Origin of the sequence: Kitasatospora sp. NPDC088264, assembly GCF_040685715.1 — a bacterium.
In the GTDB taxonomy this organism is placed as follows: Bacteria; Actinomycetota; Actinomycetes; order Streptomycetales; family Streptomycetaceae; genus Kitasatospora.
This window is the reverse complement of record NZ_JBFBIR010000035.1, coordinates 1-19,923: the sequence shown is the minus strand read 5'-3', so window position 1 is coordinate 19,923 and position 19,923 is coordinate 1. Positions and strand designations below refer to the sequence as shown.

Below are 19,923 nucleotides of genomic sequence, written 5' to 3'. Positions count from 1 at the left end.
CTGGGCCCCGGCGCGGCTACTTAGCCTGAGGGGGTGCATCGACTCAACATCCGGCTGCGCCACCACCCGATGACGGTCGACGCCGGTTGGGCGGGGCTGCTGCTGTTGATCGGCCTACTGGACGCGCCGCGCGGCGGCGGACCAGGGCCGGTGATCGCGGTCGTGCTGATGTCCGTACTGGTCGCCGTCCGACGCCGGGCGTCCGGGCCGGCCGTCGTCGGCGGCGCGGTGTTGGCGGCCGGCCAGCTCGCTCTCGCCGTTCCACCGGGCCCGGTCGGCGTCGGCTACCTCGCCCTGACGTACGCCGGTGCCGCGTTCGGCCCTCCCTGGGCCTCCCGGCTGGCGCTGGCCGCCTGTGCCCTCGCCGGCCCGCTGACGGTCTGGCGCTTCGAAGCCGTCGGGCCCACGTCCGGCTGGCTGCGGGCGGTCGTACTCTCCGGGTTCCTGTCCACCCCCTTCGTCCTCTGCTGGGCGTGGGGGCGGCTCACCCGGATCCGCCGCGCCTACCTGACCGAGCTGGAGGACCGCGCCGCCCGTCTCGAGCGCGAGCGCGACGCCCAGGCCAAGGTCGCCGTCGCCGCCGAACGCGCCCGTATCGCCGGTGAACTGCACGACGTCGTCGCACACAACGTCTCCGCCATGATCGTCCAGGCCGACGGCGCCGCCCACGTCCTCGACAGCTCCCCCCAGCAGGCCAAGGAGGCACTCGGCACCATCGCCTCCACCGGCCGACAGGCCCTCGTCGAGATGCGCCGCGTCCTCGGCGTCCTGCGCACCTCCGACACCGCCAAGGAATACGTGCCTCAACCCGGCGTCGAGGAACTGTCCGAACTCCTCGAACAGGTCCGCACCGCCGGCCTCCCCGTCGACTACACCACCAGCGGCCGCCCCCGCACACTGCCCCGCGGCGTCGAACTGACCGTCTACCGCATCGTCCAGGAGGCCCTCACCAACGTCCGCAAACACGGCGGCCCCGCCGCCCGCGCCCGCGTCGCCGTCGACTTCGGTGAACGCGAACTCATCGTCCTGGTCGAGGACGACGGCCGAGGCAGCACGGACGAACACCTCACCACCGGCGGCGCCGACGGCCACGGCCACGGCCTGGTCGGCATGCGCGAACGCGTCGCCATGGTCAACGGCTGCCTCGACGCCAGCCCCCGCCCCGACGGCGGCGTCCGCGTCCACGCTGCCCTCCCCCTCAAAGCCCCGTGACCGCCCTCCGGCCTCTGCGTCACAACCACCGAATGACATCCGGGGAAAACATCATTGATGCCGCTTCCTCCGGCAGCAGGTTACGGAAGCCGGCCTGACCGCTCACCGGCTTCTCCGCACCCGAGTGCTCAGCGGAGTTCAACGAGTACCGATACGCGGCCTGACCAGCAGCGACCGGTTCCCGTACGACGCAGGATCCGAGCCCGGCCGTACCGCAGTTCACACCACCCGCGATCTGGTTGCCGACGCGGTTCGGTCGTGGGGTCGACTTGGCGGCGGCGTGCGGGTGGGCTCTGCCGGCCACCTATCCGCCTTTTGCTGCGATGCTCTTCGTGCCGAGCACAGAGGTCGTCCGTGGCGGTGGAAGACGTTGCCGCCGGCGGGGGTGAGCTGGCCGAAGGCTCGTGATCCGGCCCGGTCTTCGAGGGCCTCGACGACGCGGTCGGACAGGGCGACCCACGCCTTGCCGCCTCTGGTCTTCGGCCTGGTCAGCACCACCTGGTTGTTGCACCCCAAGACCGCCCTCGACCGCTTCCACCTGCTCTGCGACAAGGCAGGCGTCCCCCGCATCGCCCTCCACGACCTACGCCACCTCACCGCCGACCTCGCCACCGCAGCCGGAGTCCCACTGACCGTCGCCTCCAAGACCCTGCGCCACCGCACCCTGTCCACCAGCGCGAACATCTATACGGACCTGACGTTCCTCGCCGCCCGCGCGGCCGTCGACGCCGTCGCCTCGGTCCTCAACGATGCCGACCGCGCCGCAGTCGACCGCCCACGGCACCAGACCCACGCCCGCACCGCCAAGTACCCACATACCAACAGGCACGAACAGAAGAACCGTCCACCCCCAGGCCGATGCGGCCCGGCGACTACCAGCTGACACCGAAACAGGAAAAGCCGGTACCTGGTTCCCAAGTACCGGCCCTCACAAGCGACATCACTGTCGGGACGACAGGATTTGAACCTGCACCCCCTTGACCCCCAGTCGCCCAGCCGTAGCCATCGCTGCACGTCAGACGGTAGACAGCCCGTGCTGTTCGTTCACCGAAAGACGCCTCAGAGGCAATGGTGATCGACGCGTGGTCCCCGGTTCTCCCCGCTCCAGACCCTCCCCGGCTCCGTCGCAGTTCTCGTGGCCCAAGCCGTTGGAGTAGCCCGGTCCAGACGGGGCCGCTCCGAGGCTCCGTCGGCCACGCAAGCCTCCCCCGTCACCCATTCCCCGGTCCGCCATGCGTTGGTGGAGGCTCAGGTGTTCGGGCACGAGCTCAGACTCTCCGCTGTAGGTTTAGCCCTGTCATCAGCGCGGCCCGCCGGGCTTCCCTCCAGGGACATGCCCCCACCCGCACGAGTCACTTCGTGCTGCCTGGGAGCATGTCTTGCTGTTCCGCGACTCCGCGTCCGCGGTCGCTGCCGAGAGCCTGGCCGGATCACTGTTCGTGCGCCTCATCGACCAGTTCGTCCACAAGCACGGCCACAAGCCCAGCCCGTCCGAGGTGCGTTCCTGGGAGCGGAGCATCCCGGCCCTGACCAATGCGCTCCTGGACGCCGGGCTCGACATGGTGGAGGTGCTCCTCGAGTACTCACTGCCGCTGAACAGCAAGCGCGCCGACGTCATACTCGCCGGCGTCCACCCGAGCACGGGCGAACCATCGTACGTGGTGGTCGAGCTCAAGCAGTGGAGCAGCGCGCTTCCGGAGGACGGCGATCCGCTGCTCTGCCGGGTCGACGCGTACACCCGGCCGGTGCTGAACCCGATCGAGCAGGTCCGCGGCTACTGCGACTACCTGATCTCCTTCAACGGCGCGCTCGCGGCGCATCCCGAGCGGCTGTCCGGCGTTGCCTTCCTCCACAACGCGACGGAGTTCGGTGTCCAGGGCCTGTACGAGGTGCCGCAGGACGATCGCGGCCGGCTCTTCACGGCCGAGCGCCGAGGGGAGTTCATCCAGTACCTCCGCTCGAAGCTGAAGCCGGTCTCCGGCGCGGAGGCTGCGGACCAGTTGCTTGCGGGCAAGGTGGCCCCGTCCAAGCAGCTGATGGCGGTCGCCGCCGACGAGGTCCGCGAGCGCGAGCAGTTCGTCCTGCTGGACGAACAGCGGGTCGCCTATGAGCTGGTGCTGCGCGCGGTACGCCAGGCGCAGCAGTCCGACCACAAGGAGGTGGTCGTCATCACGGGCGGCCCGGGTACCGGGAAGAGCGTCATCGCGCTGTCCCTCCTGGGCGATCTGTACCGGCGTGGCGTCACGGCCCTGCACGCGACCGGGTCCAGCTCATTCACCACCACCATGCGCCGGATCGCCGGCGCGCGGAAGCGTGAGGTCCAGGACCTGTTCAAGTACTTCAACAGCTTCATGACCGCCGAACGCAACGGGCTGGACGTATTGATCTGCGACGAGGCCCACCGGATCCGGGAGACGTCGGCCAACCGCTACACGCGGGCCGCCCAGCGCACCGGCAAGCCCCAGATCGAGGAGCTGATCGACGCCGCCCGGGTGCCTGTCTTCCTGCTGGACGAGCACCAGGTCGTCCGGCCTGGCGAGATGGGCACTTTGGCCCAGATCCGGGCGGCCGCCGCCGTGAAGGGCCTGGGCTGCCAGGTGGTGGAGTTGGACAGCCAGTTCCGCTGCGGCGGCAGCGACGCCTACCTGCACTGGGTGGTGCGCCTCCTGGGCCTCGAGCCCGGCGGCCCGGTCGGCTGGGAGCCCGACGGCAAGGTCGCCCTGGAGGTGGTCGACAGCCCCCAGGAACTGGAGGCGTTCCTCGACGCCCGCCGCGCGGAGGGATACGGCGCCCGCATGTCGGCCGGGTACTGCTGGAAGTGGACCACGAAGGTGGCCCCAGGAGACCAGCTCCCCCTCGACGTGCACATCGGTGACTGGGCCCGCCCGTGGAACGTCTACGGCGACCGCTCGATCGCCGGCGCCCCACCAGCCGCGCTGTGGGCCACCGACCCGGCCGGCTTCGGCCAGGTCGGCTGCGTGTACACCGCCCAGGGCTTCGAGTACGACTGGAGCGGCGTCATCCTCGGGCCCGACCTCATCTGGCGGACCGACCAGTGGATCACCGACCGGACGGCGTCCAAGGACCCCGTCTTCCGCAAGTCCACCACCGACGCCGACATCGACCGCCTGATCCGCAACACCTACAAGGTGCTCCTGACACGCGGCATGATCGGAACGGTCGTGTACTCGACGGACCCGGAGACACGCGCCAAACTGCGGAACCTGGTGGCCGGCCAACAGGTGGAGCAGATCGAGGTGGCGCACGGCCGTCGCGGCTGATCGGCACTCACCGCGCCGGGCCGACGGGCTCCCCGGGTTCGCCTCGGAAGACCTGTTCGCCGTGCCACCGCCGGTGCAGGCCTGCGACCAGTGGAGCCCCTGCCTGCGGGCCGATGACCGGCCGTCCGGCCAACGCCAGCACGTGCTGGCGGCTTGCCTCGCTGCGTCCGACGAAGCGCTGTGAGACGGGTATGCGGCGCCCCTCCCCAAGACCCAGGACGCCCTTGTCGAAAAGCTTGTGGTGCAAGGAGCGCAGGCACAGACCGTTGTCGACCTCATCCGGCCCGTCGTGGGATCACCAACGCACATGCGCCCGCTTCCGGTCCGACCGTGCTCGTTCCCAGCATTCCCCGGACGAGGACGAACCTCATTCAGATCTCGCACGCCTCTCACCGGACACCAAGCTCGTTCTCGTCGCCTGCGCTTGCTCCCTGGCCGACGGTGTGATCCGCCTTGAGTGGGAATCCGCGGAACTCCGCCGCGAGGACAGGTCATTGATCTGGCACCGCCATGAGCCCCTGCCCATCCCACGGCAGCACTGACACGACAGCTTCGCGCGCCGACGGTGAGCCCTTTGCCTCTGCCCCTGAGGGGCATGGCGGCGGACCGGCGTGCGTCCTGCGAGGTTCCGCTCGCTGATCCCCGACGCCAACGCGTCCACGCGGTAGCATCATTGCGCTGCGCACCTTCCCGGAGGGTACGAGGCCTAGGTTCCGTGCGCCCTCGACAGGCGGCGATTGACGGATGGTTGTGCCCGTCAGGTGGTCAACATCTGACGTGAGCGTGGTTGCCCGGTAGGGTGCCCCCTGCCATTCCGATATCACTACCTAGGGATGGCCGCATGACCTCGATCGAGTACAAGCCTGCGCGTCGTGGACGGATCCGCAAGATCCTCACCGACATCGCCGTCGGAGTCGCCTCCAACATGCTGGTGGCGGCGCTGACCTCGGTGGCGCACCTGCTCTTCTGACGCAGGTCAGTGGCGGGCCCGGCGAGCCCGCCACGTCCACCCTTTCCACACCTTCGGTCAGAACAAGCGAAGGTCGTTCTTGGGCTTCTTCCGTCCCCGCTTCGGACGGGCGTGATGCCATGGCAAGCTCTCCCGAGTCGGCCGCAATCCGTGGATCTCGGTCTCCCCGACAAGGCCCTTGAGGTAGGCCCGGGTCTCCTCGTCCGTGGAATAGAGCACCGTCGCCCGGCTGGCCCGGGTCATCAGCACGTGGTAGGCGTGCCGAATCAGGCGGGCGAACTCCTCGTCACCGACGCTGCTCGCACTGACCTTCGGATCAAGCGATCCTGGAACTCTCACCCGTCTTACACCTTGCGCCGACTTCTCCGTCTCCTTGCCTCGGCGGAACACCCACTGGTCGTCCCGGCGCACCATGTCATCGCCCATGATCACTCCGCACCAGTCCCACTCGAGGCCCTGTGCGGTGTACACACAGCCGATCTGGCCGATGCCGTTCTTGTGCATCGACCACCTGACACCGGGCGGGACGCCGTCCGCGCAGAAGCTGTCGCTCTTCGCGTTCCACGGCTCGTGCCAGTCACCGATCCTGACATCCCGCTCCAGTCGCTTCTCCCGGCCCAGAGGCTCGGTCCAAGGCCAGCAGTAGCCGGCAACCATACGCGCGGATGCCCCGGCGCTCTCCTCGCCGAGGATGATGTCCCTGAGCGCGTTCGGCGTGTCCACCACCTCGACATGCATCAAGCCGTCCGGCGTCCAGTGCTCAGGTTCGTCATCCGACATACCGAGCAGCGCGTGCACCCAGCGGACGTACGCGTCACTGCCACCGCATCGGAACTGCTCGCGGAGGCCGTACCGCACCACCTTGGCTCCGCGCCGATCAGCCGCCTGCTGGATAAGGTCGACCGTACCGACCTCCTTCGGACGAACGACCTGGCCTTCGTCGAGGAAGAACACCGTCAGCCGGGACGCATCGAGGAGTTCGTCCACCTGCGGCCGAGATCCCTGCTTCTCCGGCGGCCAGAACCGGTTCTCGGAGCGGTCACGGAGTCGGTGTGCCTCATCGCAGATCAGAACATCGAGCAGCGGGTCGGGCGTCGTGACGTAATCGAAGAAGTAGGTGAAGGTCTCCTTGAACTCCCGGTCACCGACACCGACGTGCTCCTGCATCGCCGCGTTGAAGGCCCTGCTCCCGCTGGCGTAGTTGACGTTCCGGCCAGCGGCCTCCAGCTCCGCCTTGATCTGCAGGCCGATAGCGCTCTTGCCGGTGCCTGCGCCACCGGTCACCAGGAAAACTACTCGTCGCTCGTCCGGAACCAGCGCGGACTGCTTCGAGGAGGGCAGTACCTTGGCAGCTGTCTCCAGGATCTGATCAGCCACCTCCTTCTGCCGCCCCCGCAGGGTGAAGACCGTGTCCGTGCCCCGGGACCACATCATCGCGTCGAGCAGCGGTGCGTTGCGCACGCCGATGCCCTGTAGTAGCAGCTCGGCCTCGGTGCCGCCGCCGTCAGCGGCAAAGTGTCCCTGCAAGTCGGTCAGCAACTGGCGGCGACGATCACCGGTGTACACCTGCGCATAGACACCCGTCGGTGCGTCCACGTCGATCAGCGGACGGACAGAGTCCTCAGTGGCGTTGTGCAGGTAGGCAAAGCCGCCGCACTCGATGTCGACCATGCCGAAGGGGCCCCGGCTGCCGGTGAACGCATGGTAGTACTCACGCAGTTGCAGCGCAGGGTGCTTCTTGGGCTTCGCCAGGCCTGCCACGTAGACCTGGTCCGCAATGGCCCGCTCGACCCTGGTCACGGTCGACCAACGCTTCAGCTCCACCAGCTGGACGGACGGCCGATTCTCGCGCGGGTGGCGGCCCACAAGGACGACGTCCACGAGCCTGGGACTGCTCCCCTTGATGTCCTCGTCAGCAGTCGCGGCGCACTCGACGACCATCTGCACATTGCCACGATCAGCGGCAACCAAATCGTTCGCCAGACAAATCAGACTCTCCGCCCACGCAAACCGCTCCGTCTCCGAAGCCTCGTGCTCCCGGAACTTTCGCCACCGTTCGGCAAGATGCGGCACCATCCGGCGACGCGAGTTCAGAGTGAGCAGATCCTGCGCCGACAACTTCAGCAGGAGCATGGGCACGAAGGGACTCCCCCAGACCAGACCACGAGTGATTCGTGCGGGTTGGGGGCATGTCCTCAGCGGGAAGCCTGTCGGGCCGCAAACAGTACCGTCGATCCTACGTGCAGAAGCGGCCGTCAGTACACAATGCTCAGCGGCGATACGTACATCAAGAGATCATTCTCATCCCGGGCGAAGGCCCAGCCGCGCAATACCCCCAGTCGCCCGGCCATTGCCATCTCTGCACGTCAGGCGGTAGACAGCCCGCGCTGTTCGTTCACCCAAAAGCCCTCAAAGGCGGAGGTGAATAGCGCGTGGTCCCAGATCGCCCCCGACTGATGCACTGACCAGCGTCTCCAAGGAGCTGAACCAGTCGATGCCCTCGGCCCCGGCCAGCAGCTACGGGCGCCCACCCTCGCACGTCAGCCGCGACGAGGACTCATCCGCCCACGCCACTGATTCCCCGCCGCGGCCATCAGTTGCTTTCCTTTGCGGCACGGTCCGGGGAGGGCTTCGCCGGCCTTCTCTTCGATGTGTGCAACACATCACGGCTGAGCACGTTTCAGGAGGACACCACGTCTCTCGACCCTGCCCTCGACGACCCCCTGGGCCTTGGCCAACGTGTACTCGCCAGCCACCGCGGAACGCCGCCGCCAACTCGATAGCGAAGTACGAGATATGCCCTACGTCCGGGTACACCAGCGTCCGTCCGCGCGTGTCCCAATAGTCCCGAGCCACGGTTTCAGTCCGCCCGGAGCGAGAACCTAGCCGGTTGAGACAATACGACCGCCGCTGAGTCGAGGTCCGCGAGTCTGGTGGCGAGTGTGGCCAGAGCCAGCCGCTCGGGGAGTGCCTCATGGAACTTCAGTCCGCGCATGGCTTTCACATCGACGTCTGGCAGGCACAGCCGTGAGACCGCATCCGCCGTTCCGACCTTCCACATCTGTGGGGTGAGGTCGGTGCGTAGGCGCAGGTATTCGTCGGAGAAGCGCTGGCGTTCGTCGGTGAGGCCGGCGAGGGTGGCGGTGGGGTGTGCACCCTCGACACCCCGTACGCGCCCCGTGCCTCTTGGTGGACCCCGCGGATCTCGTGAACGAGCACGGCCTCGGCCGACGCCCGTTCGGCGCGGGCCGGAGCACCGGCCCGCCAGGCCCTCACTTCATCTCCCGTGCGAAATAGGCCGCTGCCCGGCGCAGGATCTCCTTCTCGGCCTGCCACTCGCGCTCGGCGTTGCGCAGGCGGACGAGTTCGGCCCGCTCCTCGCTGTTCAGCACCTGCCCGGTCGACGCCGGCTCGGTGTCGGCGGCGCGCACCCAGTTCCGCAGGGTCTCGTGATTGACCCCGATCTCCTTCGCGACGGCCGCGAACGTGCGCCGGCCCTCCGCGGCCCGGTACAGCGCGACGGCATCATGCCGGAACTCGTCCGAGTACTTCGACGGACGTCCCACCTGGACTTCCCTTCCTGGATCGACAAGATCCAAGTGTCAGGGTGTCCACGTCACGGGGCAAAGCTCAGCGGAAGGTGGACCCCGCCGTCGAACACGCCCGGCTCCTGGCCGCCGGCGAGAAGCACCTCCAACGCGAGGAGGCCGCCCGAGCCAAGGAAGCCGCCCGCGTGGAAGCCGAGTTGGCCAAGCGCCAGACGGCTCGCCGCCGGGTGGAGGAGGCGAAGAAGCGCGCGGACGCCCAGGCCGAGAAGGAAGCCCAACGGCAAGCCCGGCAAGCCGAGACGGCCCGACTCAAGGCCCAGGCCGAGGAGAGCACCGCCGAGTTCAACCGGCGCCGTGAGGAACTGGAATCAGTCCTGCTGCTGCGCCCCGAAGGTCTGGAGGCGTGGCACCCGCACGTCGAAGAGGCCTTCGATCACGAGGGTCCTCAGGGCGTCGCGGAGCGGATCGAGGACCTGCTGCAGCGCTCTCCTGTCCCCCGGGCTGCCGGACCGCGGCCCAGGCGGTCTACGTCCCCGAGGCCCAGCAGCTCCTGGTCGATGTCGAGCTGCCCAACCACGAGATCGTCCCCCCGGTGGCCTCCTACCGCTACGTCGCGCAGCAGACCAAGGTCATCCCCCAGCCCGCCAAGCAGGCCGAGATCCACGAGGCCTACGCACGGCTCGTGGCCCGCCTGGCACTGCGCGCGCTGGACGAGGCGTTCTCCGCCACACCGGCCGCGTTCGTGGAGACCGTCATCCTCAACGGCCGCGTCAACACCACCGATCGGGCGACCGGCCAGACCGTCCGGGCCTGCGTCGTCAGCGTCGTCGCCCAGCGCAAGGACTTCGCCGAACTCGTTCTGGACGAGCCCAGGCTCGACCCGCAGCAGTGCCTCCACCGGCTCGGCGCCACCGTCTCCAAGCACCCCCACGACCTGGAACCGGTCACACCCATCGTCGAGACCGACCTGTCCCACTACCGCATCACCACCGACACCGCCGTGGTCGCCACCCTGGACAGCCGGCCCGACCTGCTCCAGATGAACCCCTACGACTTCGAACGCCTGGTCCGCAAACTCTTCGAAGCCATGGGCTACGAAACCTGGCGCACCCAGGGCTCCGCGACGACGGCGTGGACGCCGTCGCGACATTGGCCGACCCGACCGGATCCACCATCTTCGCCATCCAGGCCAAACGCTCCAAGAACGTGGTCCCGGTGAACACCGTCCGCGCCATGTCCGGCGTCATCGACGACAAGGACGCCGGCTACGGCATCGCCGTCACCACCTCGTGGTTCGGCAAAGACAGCTACGACTTCGCCCACCGCAACGGCCGCCTCCGCCTCATCGACGGCCGCAACCTCAAGGCCCTGCTCACCAAGCACCTGAACATCGACGCCCTGATCGGACTGCCCAAGGTCCCCCGGGCTGGCAGGCCGGCGACCTCGTGTAGGCACGGCCATGGGGTCGCCGCAGCAGATCGCGGTGACCCTCGGCCGACGGCTGCGGTCCCTGGCTGGTCCCCAGCAAGATCACAAAGCGGCTGCGCCGCAGCCACCCATCACCTGTCGGATCATCAACAAAAAGGCCGCTGGCCTGGGATTTCTCCCGGCCAACGGCCTTCCGACATCACTGTCGGGACGACAGGATTTGAACCTGCGACCCCTTGACCCCCAGTCAAGTGGTTCAACTATTGTCGACAGCTGGGACCTCAAGGTCCCGGCTTTTTGTTGCTCAACTATCCTGAGGCTAACGTGAGTTGGAGACTTTCAGCGGAAGCGATGCCACGAGATGCTGACCGTGACTCAGCGTTTACTTTGCGCACGAGCGTCCGTTTTCGCCCATCAGCGTTCATGGGCGCTCGTCGGGTGCGGTCCCAAACTGGTCCCAGGGCTGGCGACCCCACCACCGCTACTGCCGGTGACCGAGATCTGTCGGTCCTTCAGCAAGCACCCCCATGCGATCCCAACAGGTGCTGCATCGGCGGCGCTGGCCAGCCTGCAGGTCCGGCTCCTGCGGGCGGATCACGGTCGCTTACCCACTGGTCACGGATGGTGATCTTCCAGGCGGTGTGTCGTCTTGAGCGTGTCTTCGCCATCTGGTTCTGAATGCTCCGCACACCGCCCAACGCGCTCTGCCGCCACACCCGACACAGCAGCCACTCTTACCTCAGAGGAACCACCCAGTCCGAGAGAAGGGGAAGCTCATGGGACAGCGTGCGCAGCGGGGTCGGGTGTACCGGCGGTGTGGTTGTTCGGACGGTTCGGGGAAGCAGTTGGGGCCGTGGTGTCCGCGGCTAGCCGGGGATCTGAAGCACGGGAAGTGGACGTACTGCGTCGACCTTGCCCCCGAGGACGGGAATCGCAAGACCCGCCGACGCGGTGGGTTCGCCACCCGCGCTGAGGCGGCCCGGGAGATGAAGGCGGTGCTGAACGGTGAGCTGCGCGGGGTGTACGAGGACCGTCGCGTCACGGTGGCGAGCTTCCTGCGGCAGTGGCTGGCGGCGCAGAAGGAGGAGCTCGCGCCGAACACCTACGCCGGCTACGAGGCGTGCGTGGAACGGGACCTCATCCCCGCGTTCGGCCACTACCGGCTGCCCGACCTGCGCCCCAAGCACATCGAGCGGTGGATCGCCGCCCAGCGCAAGGCCAAGCGCGGCAAGGTCACCATCTACCGGATCGTCTCCACCCTGCGCAACGCCCTCAACCACGCGGTGCGCTCCTGGGGACTGCGCTACAACCCGGCCAAGCACTCCGTCCCGCCCAGGCCGCGCGCCGAAGAGCGCACCTGCTGGACCCCCGATGAGGCCGCTGCGTTCCTGCGCCACGGCGCCGAGCGCTACGCGGACCGGCTGACCGACCTGTTCGAGGTGATGCTCGGCACCGGGATGCGCCGCAGTGAGGTCCTCGCCCTGCACTGGTCGGACGTCCACCTCGTGGACCGCAAGCTGTTCGTCCGCTGGACCCTCGCCGCCATCGACAACGGCAAGATCCACCTCCGGGAACCGAAGACCGAGGCCAGCCGCGCCTGGATCAGCCTCTCCCCTAGGGTCATGGCGGCCCTCCACCGCCAGGCCGCCCTCCAGATGAGCGCCCACCCTGACGGCCGGCTCGATGGGCTGGTCTTCGCCAAGCCGGACGGCCTGCCGCTGCGCCCGCAGTGGGTTCTCGACCAGCTCCGCAAGCGCACCGCCGAACTCGACCTCCCCCGCATCGGGCTGGTGAGTCGGCCCGGGGCGCGGTGCCGGGATTGCTCCCGGTCCGTTTCCCCGGACCGCTCTCCGAACCCGCCGTGCCGATCTCTCGGCAACGGGCTCTCCACGGTTCCTGCCGTCAGGCGGGGTTCGCAGGAGGCCATGGGGAGGGGATCTTGTTGCCCCGGTAGGTGTAGCGGGAGACCGTCACACCCTGGATCCGGAAGTACTCGACCCCGTCGGCCGCGATCACCCATCGCCCGGAGGCGGCGAGGTGTCGACGGACCTGTCCCCAGTTCCAGCCGTGACGCGCCCTCAGCATGTGGACGAGCCTCCACCAGGTGAAAGCGTCCAGTTTGCTGAAGGTCCACTTCGCCACGGCATGTCGGAAGTAGTTGGCCCATCCGCGCATGATCTGGGCAAGCCTGACCAGCACGGACGCGAAGTCCTGCTGCGATGTCCTGTGTGTCAGGGCACGGATCTTCGCCTTCACCGACCGGACGGGCCGGACCGCGATGAAGGTGTAGACGTACCACTTGTCCGTCCCCCTCTTGCGCTTCCACCGGATGCGGAAGCCGAGGAAGTCGAACCCGTCGCCCAGGTGAACCACTTGGGTCTTGGCCGGTGACAGCCGCAATCCGAGCGGGGCCAGCGCGACGGCGACATCTTCGCGCAGCGCTTCAACGTGCTCGCGCGAGCCATGCACCATGACGACGAAGTCGTCCGCGTAGCGGACCAGCCGCCACGTAGGCCGCCCCTTGGCGCGCCGGTAGTCGCGCTTGCCGCGGGTCGACATCGCCCCGCCCGGCTTCCACGGCCCCATCACGTGCTCGTCGAGCACGCCCAGGGCGATGTTGGCCAGCAGCGGGGACAGGATGCCGCCCTGCGGCGTGCCGGCCATGGTGTCCCGGTGTTCGCCGAGTTCCAGGATCAGCGGCGAAGGTCTCTCACCTCCACTCGAACCACAGCGCCTCACGGCGCACCCACGACCTGCGGCATACCGCGGCCAGCATCATGATCGCCGAAGGCGTCCCGCTGGCCATCTTCTCCAAGACCCTGCGCCGCTCCACCCTCGCGACCACGATCAACCTCTACGGCCACCTGGTCAAGGACTCCGCCGACCAGGCCGTCAACGCCCTCGCCCGAGCCCTCGACCAAGCCCAGACGGACCGGCTCCGCGCCGTCCCCCATGGCGACGACAACATGCCGCTCGCCGCGTAGCAAGTCGTCGCGGCCGAAGCCCCTCACCGGTCCGGCGTAGCTGCACCGGGCCGGCTTCCCGGGGTGCCCCCCCTGGCCGCCGCGCTTGACCGTGCAGATACCCACTGCGGGGTCGCCCCCGTTTGCGCCGGTTCAGCCGCTCGCGGGCTGCCTGCGCCAATGCCGACCCGAAGGACAGCGGGCACCGGATGCGACAGCGCCCTCGACCAGGCCGAGACCCAGCACATGGCTGGCCATCCGGTCACCGCGCGCTTCGCCGCGTGAGAGCTCTCGTTCCGTTCAGGTGTGGCCCGAGGCCCCTTGTCCGCCGTCGGTCGGGGAACTGGTCGGCCCCGAGCTACCTGAACGTGACGGTGCCCGTGGAACGCACCTCCGCTTGGGGCCTCTGCCTCAGTGAGTGCCTCGCCAGATGCTGCGGACAGATGTGCATCGACTCTGACCGCCTCGACAAGATCAAAACTGCCGACCTGGGCCGATGTATCAGCAACCCCGTTACTGACCCATGCTCCTGGCCCACACACCAGGGCGGACCCGCCACGGCGACTCCCCGACGAGCCGGGCGCCGAAGGCCCGCCATCCGGCCGGACCAACCTCCTGCGGCACCGCGCACCGCCGGGCGACGGCCCGGCGATCGCTGAGCCCTCGGCACGCGCACCGGGCCAGACATCCCGGCCGGGACGGGCACCGGGCTCCGACCGGCAGGTCTCGCGGGCGGCCTTCGCCGACCGGGATCTCATCAGATCGAGTGATGGCCGGAATGGAACGACAAGCCGGGTGACGACGGCCCGAAGGCCGGCGGCGTTGCGTTCAGGACGGCAGTCTTCCCATCAGGGCCGCCGTTTCGCGGTGCCGGGTCGAGGGGCATTCCCCGAACACGGCCCGGACCCGTTCGCGGACCTCCGGTTTCTGTTCCTGGCTCAGCTTGAACATGCCCTCCGCCTTGGTCACCGTGAAGCGGAACGCCCCCACGGCCGGCAGGATCCTGCGGAAGTAGTCGAGAGAGCCAGACATGTCCCAGCCCGTCCCGTGGTCCTCCTCGAACGCCTCCACGGTCGAGCAGACGACCTGCAGCGTCTCCTCCCCCGGGGCCAGTTTGCTGAGCCTGCCGCGCAGGTGGACCGCGGTGAAGTTCCAGGTCGGGGCAGCCGGGGTGTACGCGTAGGTGGTCGGTGACACGTACGCGTGCGGACCCGTGAACGTCAGGACCGCCGCGGTCTCGTCAGCCAAGGCCTTCCACTGAGGGTTCGCCTTGTTCATGTGGCCCAGGAGCACCGCGCCGGACAGGTCCGTCGGTCGGTCGGAGGCATCCGGGGCCGGTTCCGGGATCACCGGCAGGTGCGTCGCCAACGGACCGTCCGCGGCACCGTTGGTCACCAGCAGAGCCAGCGGATTGGCACGGACAAGGTCCGTCATCCACGTACCGTCCGGGGGCCGGTACTGACCGGGAACGAACATCTGTCACACGTCCTCTCGAATGTCTCAGGCGCGCAGTTCCAGCGTGCAGCACTTCACGCTGCCGCCTGCCTTCAGCAACTCGGTCAGCTCCGCGCCGACCGGCTGGTAGCCGCGCTCGCGCAGCCTTGCCGCCAGGCCGGTCGCGGCACGGGGCAGGACCACGTGCCTGCCGTCCGACAGCGCGTTCAACCCGAACACGTCCGCGTCCGCCTCGGTGGCGAGGATCGCGTCCGGATAACGCTCCGCCAGCACTGCACGGCTCTCCGCAGAGAACGCCGCCGGGTTGTACATGATCTCGTCGCCGCCGAGCACCGCGAGCGCCGTGTCCAGGTGGTAGAAACGGGGATCCACCAGGGTGAGGCCCAGCACCGGCCGGCCGAAGAACTCCCGCGCCTCGTCGTGCGACCGCAGATCACTGCGGAAGCCGGAACCGGCCAGGATCTCTTGCCCCGTGAAGAGGAAGTCGCCTTCGCCCTCGTTGATGTGTTCGGCCTGCTTGACCTCCGACCATCCCGTGCGGCGGAACCACTCGAGGTACGCCGGAGCCTCGTCGACACGCTGCCGGTGCCGGAACCTGGCCACCAGGACCTTGCCGTCGATCACGGTCGCGCCGTTGGCCGCGAACACCATGTCGGGCAGGCCCGGCACCGGCTCGACCAGGGAGACGTCGTGCCCCAGGTCGACGAGCGCGTCGTGCAGCTGCTTCCACTGCGCCAGCCCCTTGTCGCCCGAAGTCGGCGCCGCCGGGTTCATCCACGGGTTGATCGAATACGTCACGTCGAAGTGCGTCGGGCGACACATCAGATATTTCCTCGGTCGCATCATCCTGTTTCCGGAAGGCGCACGGCGATCGGATTCCTGCGTCATTTCAGATCCCTCATTCGACTGGATTTCAGAAACCTAGAAGGGAATACCCCGCGGGGGTGGGGGAAATCCGAACAGGCAATTCCCGGCGATTGATCCGGCCTCAAGCTAGCATGGCGCCAAGCTTTCGCCACCCTGTCGGCGGATCAATCGCACCGAGCGGTACCCGCGACGAACCGGCGGGCACGCCGTCGCTCCGCCGCCCACGCCGCCGTCCGGTCGACAGGACACCATGGCGCCGGACCCGGCGCCATCCAGGGCCGGCGCGACGGGCGGCCAGCCCGCCTCACCACGGGCAAACGAGCACCCAGACCTGGTTCGGGGGCGGCAGAAGCCGGGCGGTAGCATGGCGTGATGGACTTGACGCCGTACGTCGACAACCTCCGCCATGATCTCCTCGTCGCGGCCGAGGCAGGCGGCGAGGAAGCTCGCGCGCTCGCCGAGCGTCTGATCAGCCCGCTCGGGTCCACTGCCCGGCTCACCTTCCTCAACGTGCTTTCGGACGCCGCCAGCGAGATCACCCGCGACATGGCTCCCGGCTCGGTCGACCTGCGCCTGAACGGACTCGACCCCAGCTTCGTCGTTACGCTGCCGGCCTCCGACCCGGTCTCCGCCGACCTCGAGGACGGCGGGTACGGCGCGCCGCTGCACGGCGCCGCCTCCACCGTCGCGGTGCCCGCCGAAGAAGGCGGCACGGCCCGGATCAACTTCCGCCCGCCGGAGCAGTTGAAGGCCCGGATCGAGGAGGCCGCCGGCCGGGAAGGGCTGTCGATCAACGCCTGGCTGGTCCGGGCCGTCTCCGCCACTCTCCAGCCGCCCGCGCGCCCCGCCGCTCGGCGCGCCGCGCAGGGCGGGCAGAGTCTCTCCGGCTGGATCGAGTAACGCAGCTCGGCGGCCCGATGCCTGCCGCGGGCGGCGGGCTCAGACATCTCGGAGGACATACGCATGCCGACTTTCGCCACGCCTGAGCCGATCACCGTCGCCGTCAGCCTGATTACCGGCCAGGCGAGGATCGTCGCGAGCGACCGCGTGGACACCGTGGTCGAGGTCCAGCCCTACGATGCGGCCGTCGGAGCGGATGTCAAGGCTGCCGATCAGGCGGTGGTCGAGTTCACGAACGGTCGGCTGGTGGTCAGGGCACCGAAGCTGGGCGGACTCTTCGGCGGGCAGGGCGCACTCGACGTGCGGATCGACCTGCCCGCCGGCTCCGAGGTCCGCGGCAGTGCGGCTACCGCGGTGTTCCGGTGCGAAGGCCAGCTGGGCAAGTGCGGATTCAAGACCGGGACCGGCGACATCGCGCTCGACGACACCGGCCCGCTGTCGGTCGAAGCCGGCCGCGGCGACATCACGGCCGGACGGGTCGACGGCGGCGCCGAGGTCACCCTCGGGCACGGCACGGTGAGGCTCGCCGAGGTCGAGGGCCCCGCGGTCGTCAAGAGCGCCGGCGGCGACACGTGGATCGGGTCGGCCGGCGCGAGCGTACGGGTCAACGCGTCCCGGGGCGCCATCACCGTCGGCCGGGCGGCGGCCGCCGTCGAGGCGAGGACCGCCAGGGGCAGGATCAGCATCGGCGAGGTCCGCGAGGGGTCCTTCGTGCTCGAAACCGGCATCGGAGACATCGATTTCGGCATCGGCGAGGGCACGTCCGCCCGCCTCGACGTCAGCACCCGGCGGGGATGGGTGGAGAACTCCCTCGATCTCGTCGACAACCCACAGCCGGCGAGCCGGACGGCAGCGGTCCGGGCCCGGACGTCTAATGGTGACATCATGATCCGCCGCGCCTGACCCACCGCGCGGCGCCGCACCAGCCCGGCCACGCCCCGTCCGCCCGGGCGTGGCCGAACCGGCCTGACCGAACAGGCCGAAGCCGAGCCACCGCGCACACCTGCCACACCCGCATCGATCAAGTGGCGCCGGATTGACGCGACCACCACCGCGACGGCCGCCGGGCCCACCTTCCATCGACAGCGCAGAGCCCGGACCGACCGCGCTCCCCCGCCCCGGGCCAGCCCGATTCCACCGCCGTCGATCCATGCCGCGCGCCGTGCTGCCCTTGTGCTTCCAGATGCGCCCGCACCACGAGCCTGTGGGCCGGAGCCCGCTCCCCCCGCGGTCGCGCCGACGCGTGATCCCACTGCGCCCAGGCTCCCCACCAGACCATCCGGCGCCACATTGGGTTGTCATGGGGTCAAAGCGATGCCACCATGGTGCCATACTGGCGTTGTCTTAGTCGGGTGGGCAGCGCCTGCCCGCTCGAGAGGGCAGTGGTCGGGTCTTCGCGGCCAGCCGCTCGCCCTCGACGCCGGTCAGCCACACCGGTCAGCCGGGTTCCGCAGTAGGTAGGGAGACGGGAAATTGAGCGAACTAATGGTCGGCGAAGGACTCGGAAGCGATGCGGCCGACGGGCGGGATGCCAAGGTCAAAGCGCCGCTGACAGCCTGGCTGAGCCTCATTGCGGTGGCGTTCGGGATCATGGTGGTCCAACTCGACGGCAGCGTCGTCTCGGTGGCGAACCCGACGATCGCCACGTCCCTGCACGCGAGCCTCGAGGGAATCCAGTGGGTGACGACCGGTTACCTGCTGGCCCTCGCGGGTCTCCTGATCCCGGCCGGTCTGGTGGCGGACAAGATCGGTCACAAGACCGCGTTCCTCATCGGTGTCAGCGGGTTCTCGCTCGCGTCGCTGCTGTGCGGGCTGTCCGGCTCGGTCGAGATGCTGATCGGCGCCAGGGTGCTGCAGGCGGTCTTCGGCGCCATGCTCGGTCCGGCCGGCCTCGCCATCCTGCGGGCTGCCTTCCCACCGGAGAAGCTCTCGATGGCGTTCGGCTGGTTCGGGTCGGTGTCCGCGGTGGCTCTGGCGGGCGGTCCGATCCTGGGCGGCCTCCTGGTGGAGCACGCGAGCTGGCCGTGGGTGTTCTACATCAACCTGCCGTTCGGAATCGTCGCCGTGCTGGTGGGGCTGTTCGTGATCAAGAAGTCGCAGCGCGTGCCCCAGCGACTCGACCTGCCCGGTGCGATCACCCTCACGCTTGCGCTGGTCAGCCTCGTCTGGGGCGTCACCCGGGTGCAGGCAGCGGGCAGCTGGTCGTCGCCGAACGTCCTGGGCTTCATGGGCCTCGGCGTCGCGCTGCTGATCGTGTTCGTCATCATCGAGAGCAGGACCAAGAGCCCGATGGTCCCGCTCGGGCTTTTCCGGGTCCGCTCGTTCTCGGCCGGCTGCCTGGTGACCATCGTGAGCATGTTCGCGTTCTTCGCGATCCTCTTCTACCTGACGTTCTACCTGCAGGGCGTCCAGGGCAAGAGCCCGCTGCAGGCCGCCGTCGCGCTCCTGCCCCTGACGCTGCTGTTCACCGTGGCGGCGCCGATCGCCGGCGCCGCGGCTGGCAAGTTCGGCAACCGCGCCACCCTGCTGCTCGGCGCGGCCTGCACCACCTCGTCATTGCTGCTGCTGCTGCGCCTGGGGGCCGACTCCGGGGAGATGGCCCTGGTGCCGTCGCTGGTGCTGGCCGGCTTCGGTGCCGGGTTCATGATGATCCCGGCCATCGAGGCGATCGTCGGGAACGCCCCGGTCGACAAGGCCGGTGTCGCTTCCGGCGTGCAGCAGTCGACCCAGCAGCTGGGCAGCACGCTCGGCATCGCGGTGTTCGGCAGCCTGCTCTCCTCCGTCGTCACGGCCAAGTTCGCTCCGGCACTGACGACGGCCTTCGGCGGCGACAACGACGCGGTCAAGCACGTGGTCAACGACGAGTCCCTGCTCAAGAGCGTCGAACTGGGCTTCCCGCCGGCAGTCCAGCAGGGCCTCCAGCAGCAGTTGGCCGGGGCGAAGACGGACGCGGGCACCGCCGAGCAGTTCGTCGGCACGGTCACCCGGGTGGCCCACGACACCTTCATCAACGGCATGCACACCGTGTTCCTCCTGGCGGCGTGCTGTGCGGCCGCCTCAGGCCTGTTCTCACTGCTGATCCGTACGAAGAAGTCGGACGCGTCGGCACCGGACGGTGCGCTGTCCGCCTGATCCCGGACGGCAGGCCGGCGTCCCTGCCCGCTTGAGCCCGGGGCCTCCTCCTGCGCCCGCCCGGAGCGGACAAGGAGGCCCTCCCGCCCGCCGTCGCCGCCGGGCTCTGCGCCGCCCTGCCCAAGGCGACCGACGTCAACACCTACACCTCCGCCGAGGCCACCCCC

General features: G+C 68.9%; 14 protein-coding genes, 1 tRNA gene and 4 pseudogenes. 11 read left to right on the top strand and 8 right to left on the bottom strand.

The genetic code is table 11. The features are described 5' to 3' along the window. The first annotated feature begins 69 nt into the window (after positions 1 to 69). From AB0O82_RS24735 to AB0O82_RS24725, 3 genes are all read left to right on the top strand, one after another. The gene (locus AB0O82_RS24735; protein ID WP_363586162.1) at positions 70 to 1,212 is read left to right on the top strand and encodes a sensor histidine kinase; all 1,143 of its coding nucleotides are present in this window, start codon (positions 70 to 72) and stop codon (positions 1,210 to 1,212) included. A 463-nt stretch (positions 1,213 to 1,675) separates the two neighbouring features. Beyond that, on the top strand, positions 1,676 to 2,095 hold the full coding sequence (locus AB0O82_RS24730) for a hypothetical protein (RefSeq protein ID WP_363586127.1): 420 nt from the start codon (positions 1,676 to 1,678) through the stop codon (positions 2,093 to 2,095). Between the two features lie 496 nt (positions 2,096 to 2,591). Continuing rightward, entirely contained in the window at positions 2,592 to 4,493 is a 1,902-nt protein-coding gene (locus AB0O82_RS24725; RefSeq protein ID WP_363586126.1) for a DNA/RNA helicase domain-containing protein, read from the top strand. Positions 4,494 to 4,500: 7 nt separating this feature from the next. On the opposite strand, the pseudogene AB0O82_RS24720 reads toward AB0O82_RS24725, so the two are convergent. Continuing rightward, positions 4,501 to 4,843 (bottom strand): annotated as a pseudogene (locus tag AB0O82_RS24720) (HNH endonuclease); the annotation flags it as partial. A 491-nt stretch (positions 4,844 to 5,334) separates the two neighbouring features. On the opposite strand from AB0O82_RS24720, the gene AB0O82_RS24715 reads away from it, so the two are divergent. Continuing rightward, positions 5,335 to 5,463, top strand: coding sequence for a DUF6408 family protein (locus AB0O82_RS24715; protein WP_363586125.1), 129 nt, complete (start codon positions 5,335 to 5,337; stop codon positions 5,461 to 5,463). A gap of 57 nt (positions 5,464 to 5,520) precedes the next feature. Here AB0O82_RS24715 and AB0O82_RS24710 read toward each other — a convergent pair whose 3' ends face one another. The 3 genes from AB0O82_RS24710 to AB0O82_RS24700 form a co-directional block, all read right to left on the bottom strand. After that, the gene (locus AB0O82_RS24710; protein WP_363586124.1) at positions 5,521 to 7,596 is read right to left on the bottom strand and encodes a DUF2075 domain-containing protein; all 2,076 of its coding nucleotides are present in this window, start codon (positions 7,594 to 7,596) and stop codon (positions 5,521 to 5,523) included. A gap of 1,139 nt (positions 7,597 to 8,735) precedes the next feature. After that, positions 8,736 to 9,062 (bottom strand): transposase, encoded by a 327-nt coding sequence (locus AB0O82_RS24705; protein WP_363586123.1) that lies wholly within the window; start codon positions 9,060 to 9,062, stop codon positions 8,736 to 8,738. Positions 9,063 to 9,079: 17 nt separating this feature from the next. Next, a complete protein-coding gene (locus AB0O82_RS24700; RefSeq protein ID WP_363586122.1) occupies positions 9,080 to 9,295 on the bottom strand; it encodes a hypothetical protein in 216 nt (71 codons plus the stop codon). 755 nt (positions 9,296 to 10,050) lie between these two features. Between AB0O82_RS24700 and AB0O82_RS24695 the strand changes: the two are divergent. Continuing rightward, positions 10,051 to 10,679, top strand: a pseudogene (locus AB0O82_RS24695) (restriction endonuclease). Here the strand turns inward: AB0O82_RS24695 and AB0O82_RS24690 are convergent. After that, positions 10,645 to 10,731: transfer RNA gene (locus AB0O82_RS24690), tRNA-Pro, on the bottom strand. The pseudogene AB0O82_RS24695 and the gene AB0O82_RS24690 sit on opposite strands and share 35 nt — an antisense overlap. A 484-nt stretch (positions 10,732 to 11,215) precedes the next feature. Here AB0O82_RS24690 and AB0O82_RS24685 point away from each other — a divergent pair. Both AB0O82_RS24685 and AB0O82_RS24680 read left to right on the top strand, forming a co-directional pair. Beyond that, positions 11,216 to 11,425, top strand: a pseudogene (locus tag AB0O82_RS24685) (Arm DNA-binding domain-containing protein); the annotation flags it as partial. After that, positions 11,426 to 12,547, top strand: coding sequence for a site-specific integrase (locus AB0O82_RS24680; protein WP_363586161.1), 1,122 nt, complete (start codon positions 11,426 to 11,428; stop codon positions 12,545 to 12,547). A gap of 1 nt (position 12,548) precedes the next feature. On the opposite strand, the pseudogene AB0O82_RS24675 reads toward AB0O82_RS24680, so the two are convergent. Next, a pseudogene (locus tag AB0O82_RS24675) lies at positions 12,549 to 13,178 on the bottom strand (reverse transcriptase domain-containing protein); the annotation flags it as partial. A 38-nt stretch (positions 13,179 to 13,216) separates the two neighbouring features. Here AB0O82_RS24675 and AB0O82_RS24670 point away from each other — a divergent pair. Further along, on the top strand, positions 13,217 to 13,423 hold the full coding sequence (locus AB0O82_RS24670) for a hypothetical protein (RefSeq protein WP_363586121.1): 207 nt from the start codon (positions 13,217 to 13,219) through the stop codon (positions 13,421 to 13,423). 807 nt (positions 13,424 to 14,230) lie between these two features. Here the strand turns inward: AB0O82_RS24670 and AB0O82_RS24665 are convergent. Next, the gene (locus AB0O82_RS24665; protein WP_363586120.1) at positions 14,231 to 14,878 is read right to left on the bottom strand and encodes an FMN-binding negative transcriptional regulator; all 648 of its coding nucleotides are present in this window, start codon (positions 14,876 to 14,878) and stop codon (positions 14,231 to 14,233) included. 24 nt (positions 14,879 to 14,902) lie between these two features. Beyond that, entirely contained in the window at positions 14,903 to 15,745 is an 843-nt protein-coding gene (gene ddaH / locus AB0O82_RS24660) for a dimethylargininase (protein WP_363586119.1), read from the bottom strand. 351 nt (positions 15,746 to 16,096) lie between these two features. Here ddaH and AB0O82_RS24655 point away from each other — a divergent pair, with 351 nt between their 5' ends. The 3 genes from AB0O82_RS24655 (at position 16,097) to AB0O82_RS24645 (ending at position 19,756) form a co-directional block, all read left to right on the top strand. Continuing rightward, entirely contained in the window at positions 16,097 to 16,624 is a 528-nt protein-coding gene (locus AB0O82_RS24655) for a hypothetical protein (RefSeq protein ID WP_363586118.1), read from the top strand. A gap of 63 nt (positions 16,625 to 16,687) precedes the next feature. Further along, entirely contained in the window at positions 16,688 to 17,527 is an 840-nt protein-coding gene (locus AB0O82_RS24650; protein WP_363586117.1) for a hypothetical protein, read from the top strand. A gap of 672 nt (positions 17,528 to 18,199) precedes the next feature. Then, the gene (locus AB0O82_RS24645; protein WP_363586116.1) at positions 18,200 to 19,756 is read left to right on the top strand and encodes an MFS transporter; all 1,557 of its coding nucleotides are present in this window, start codon (positions 18,200 to 18,202) and stop codon (positions 19,754 to 19,756) included. The last annotated feature ends 167 nt before the right edge of the window (positions 19,757 to 19,923 follow it).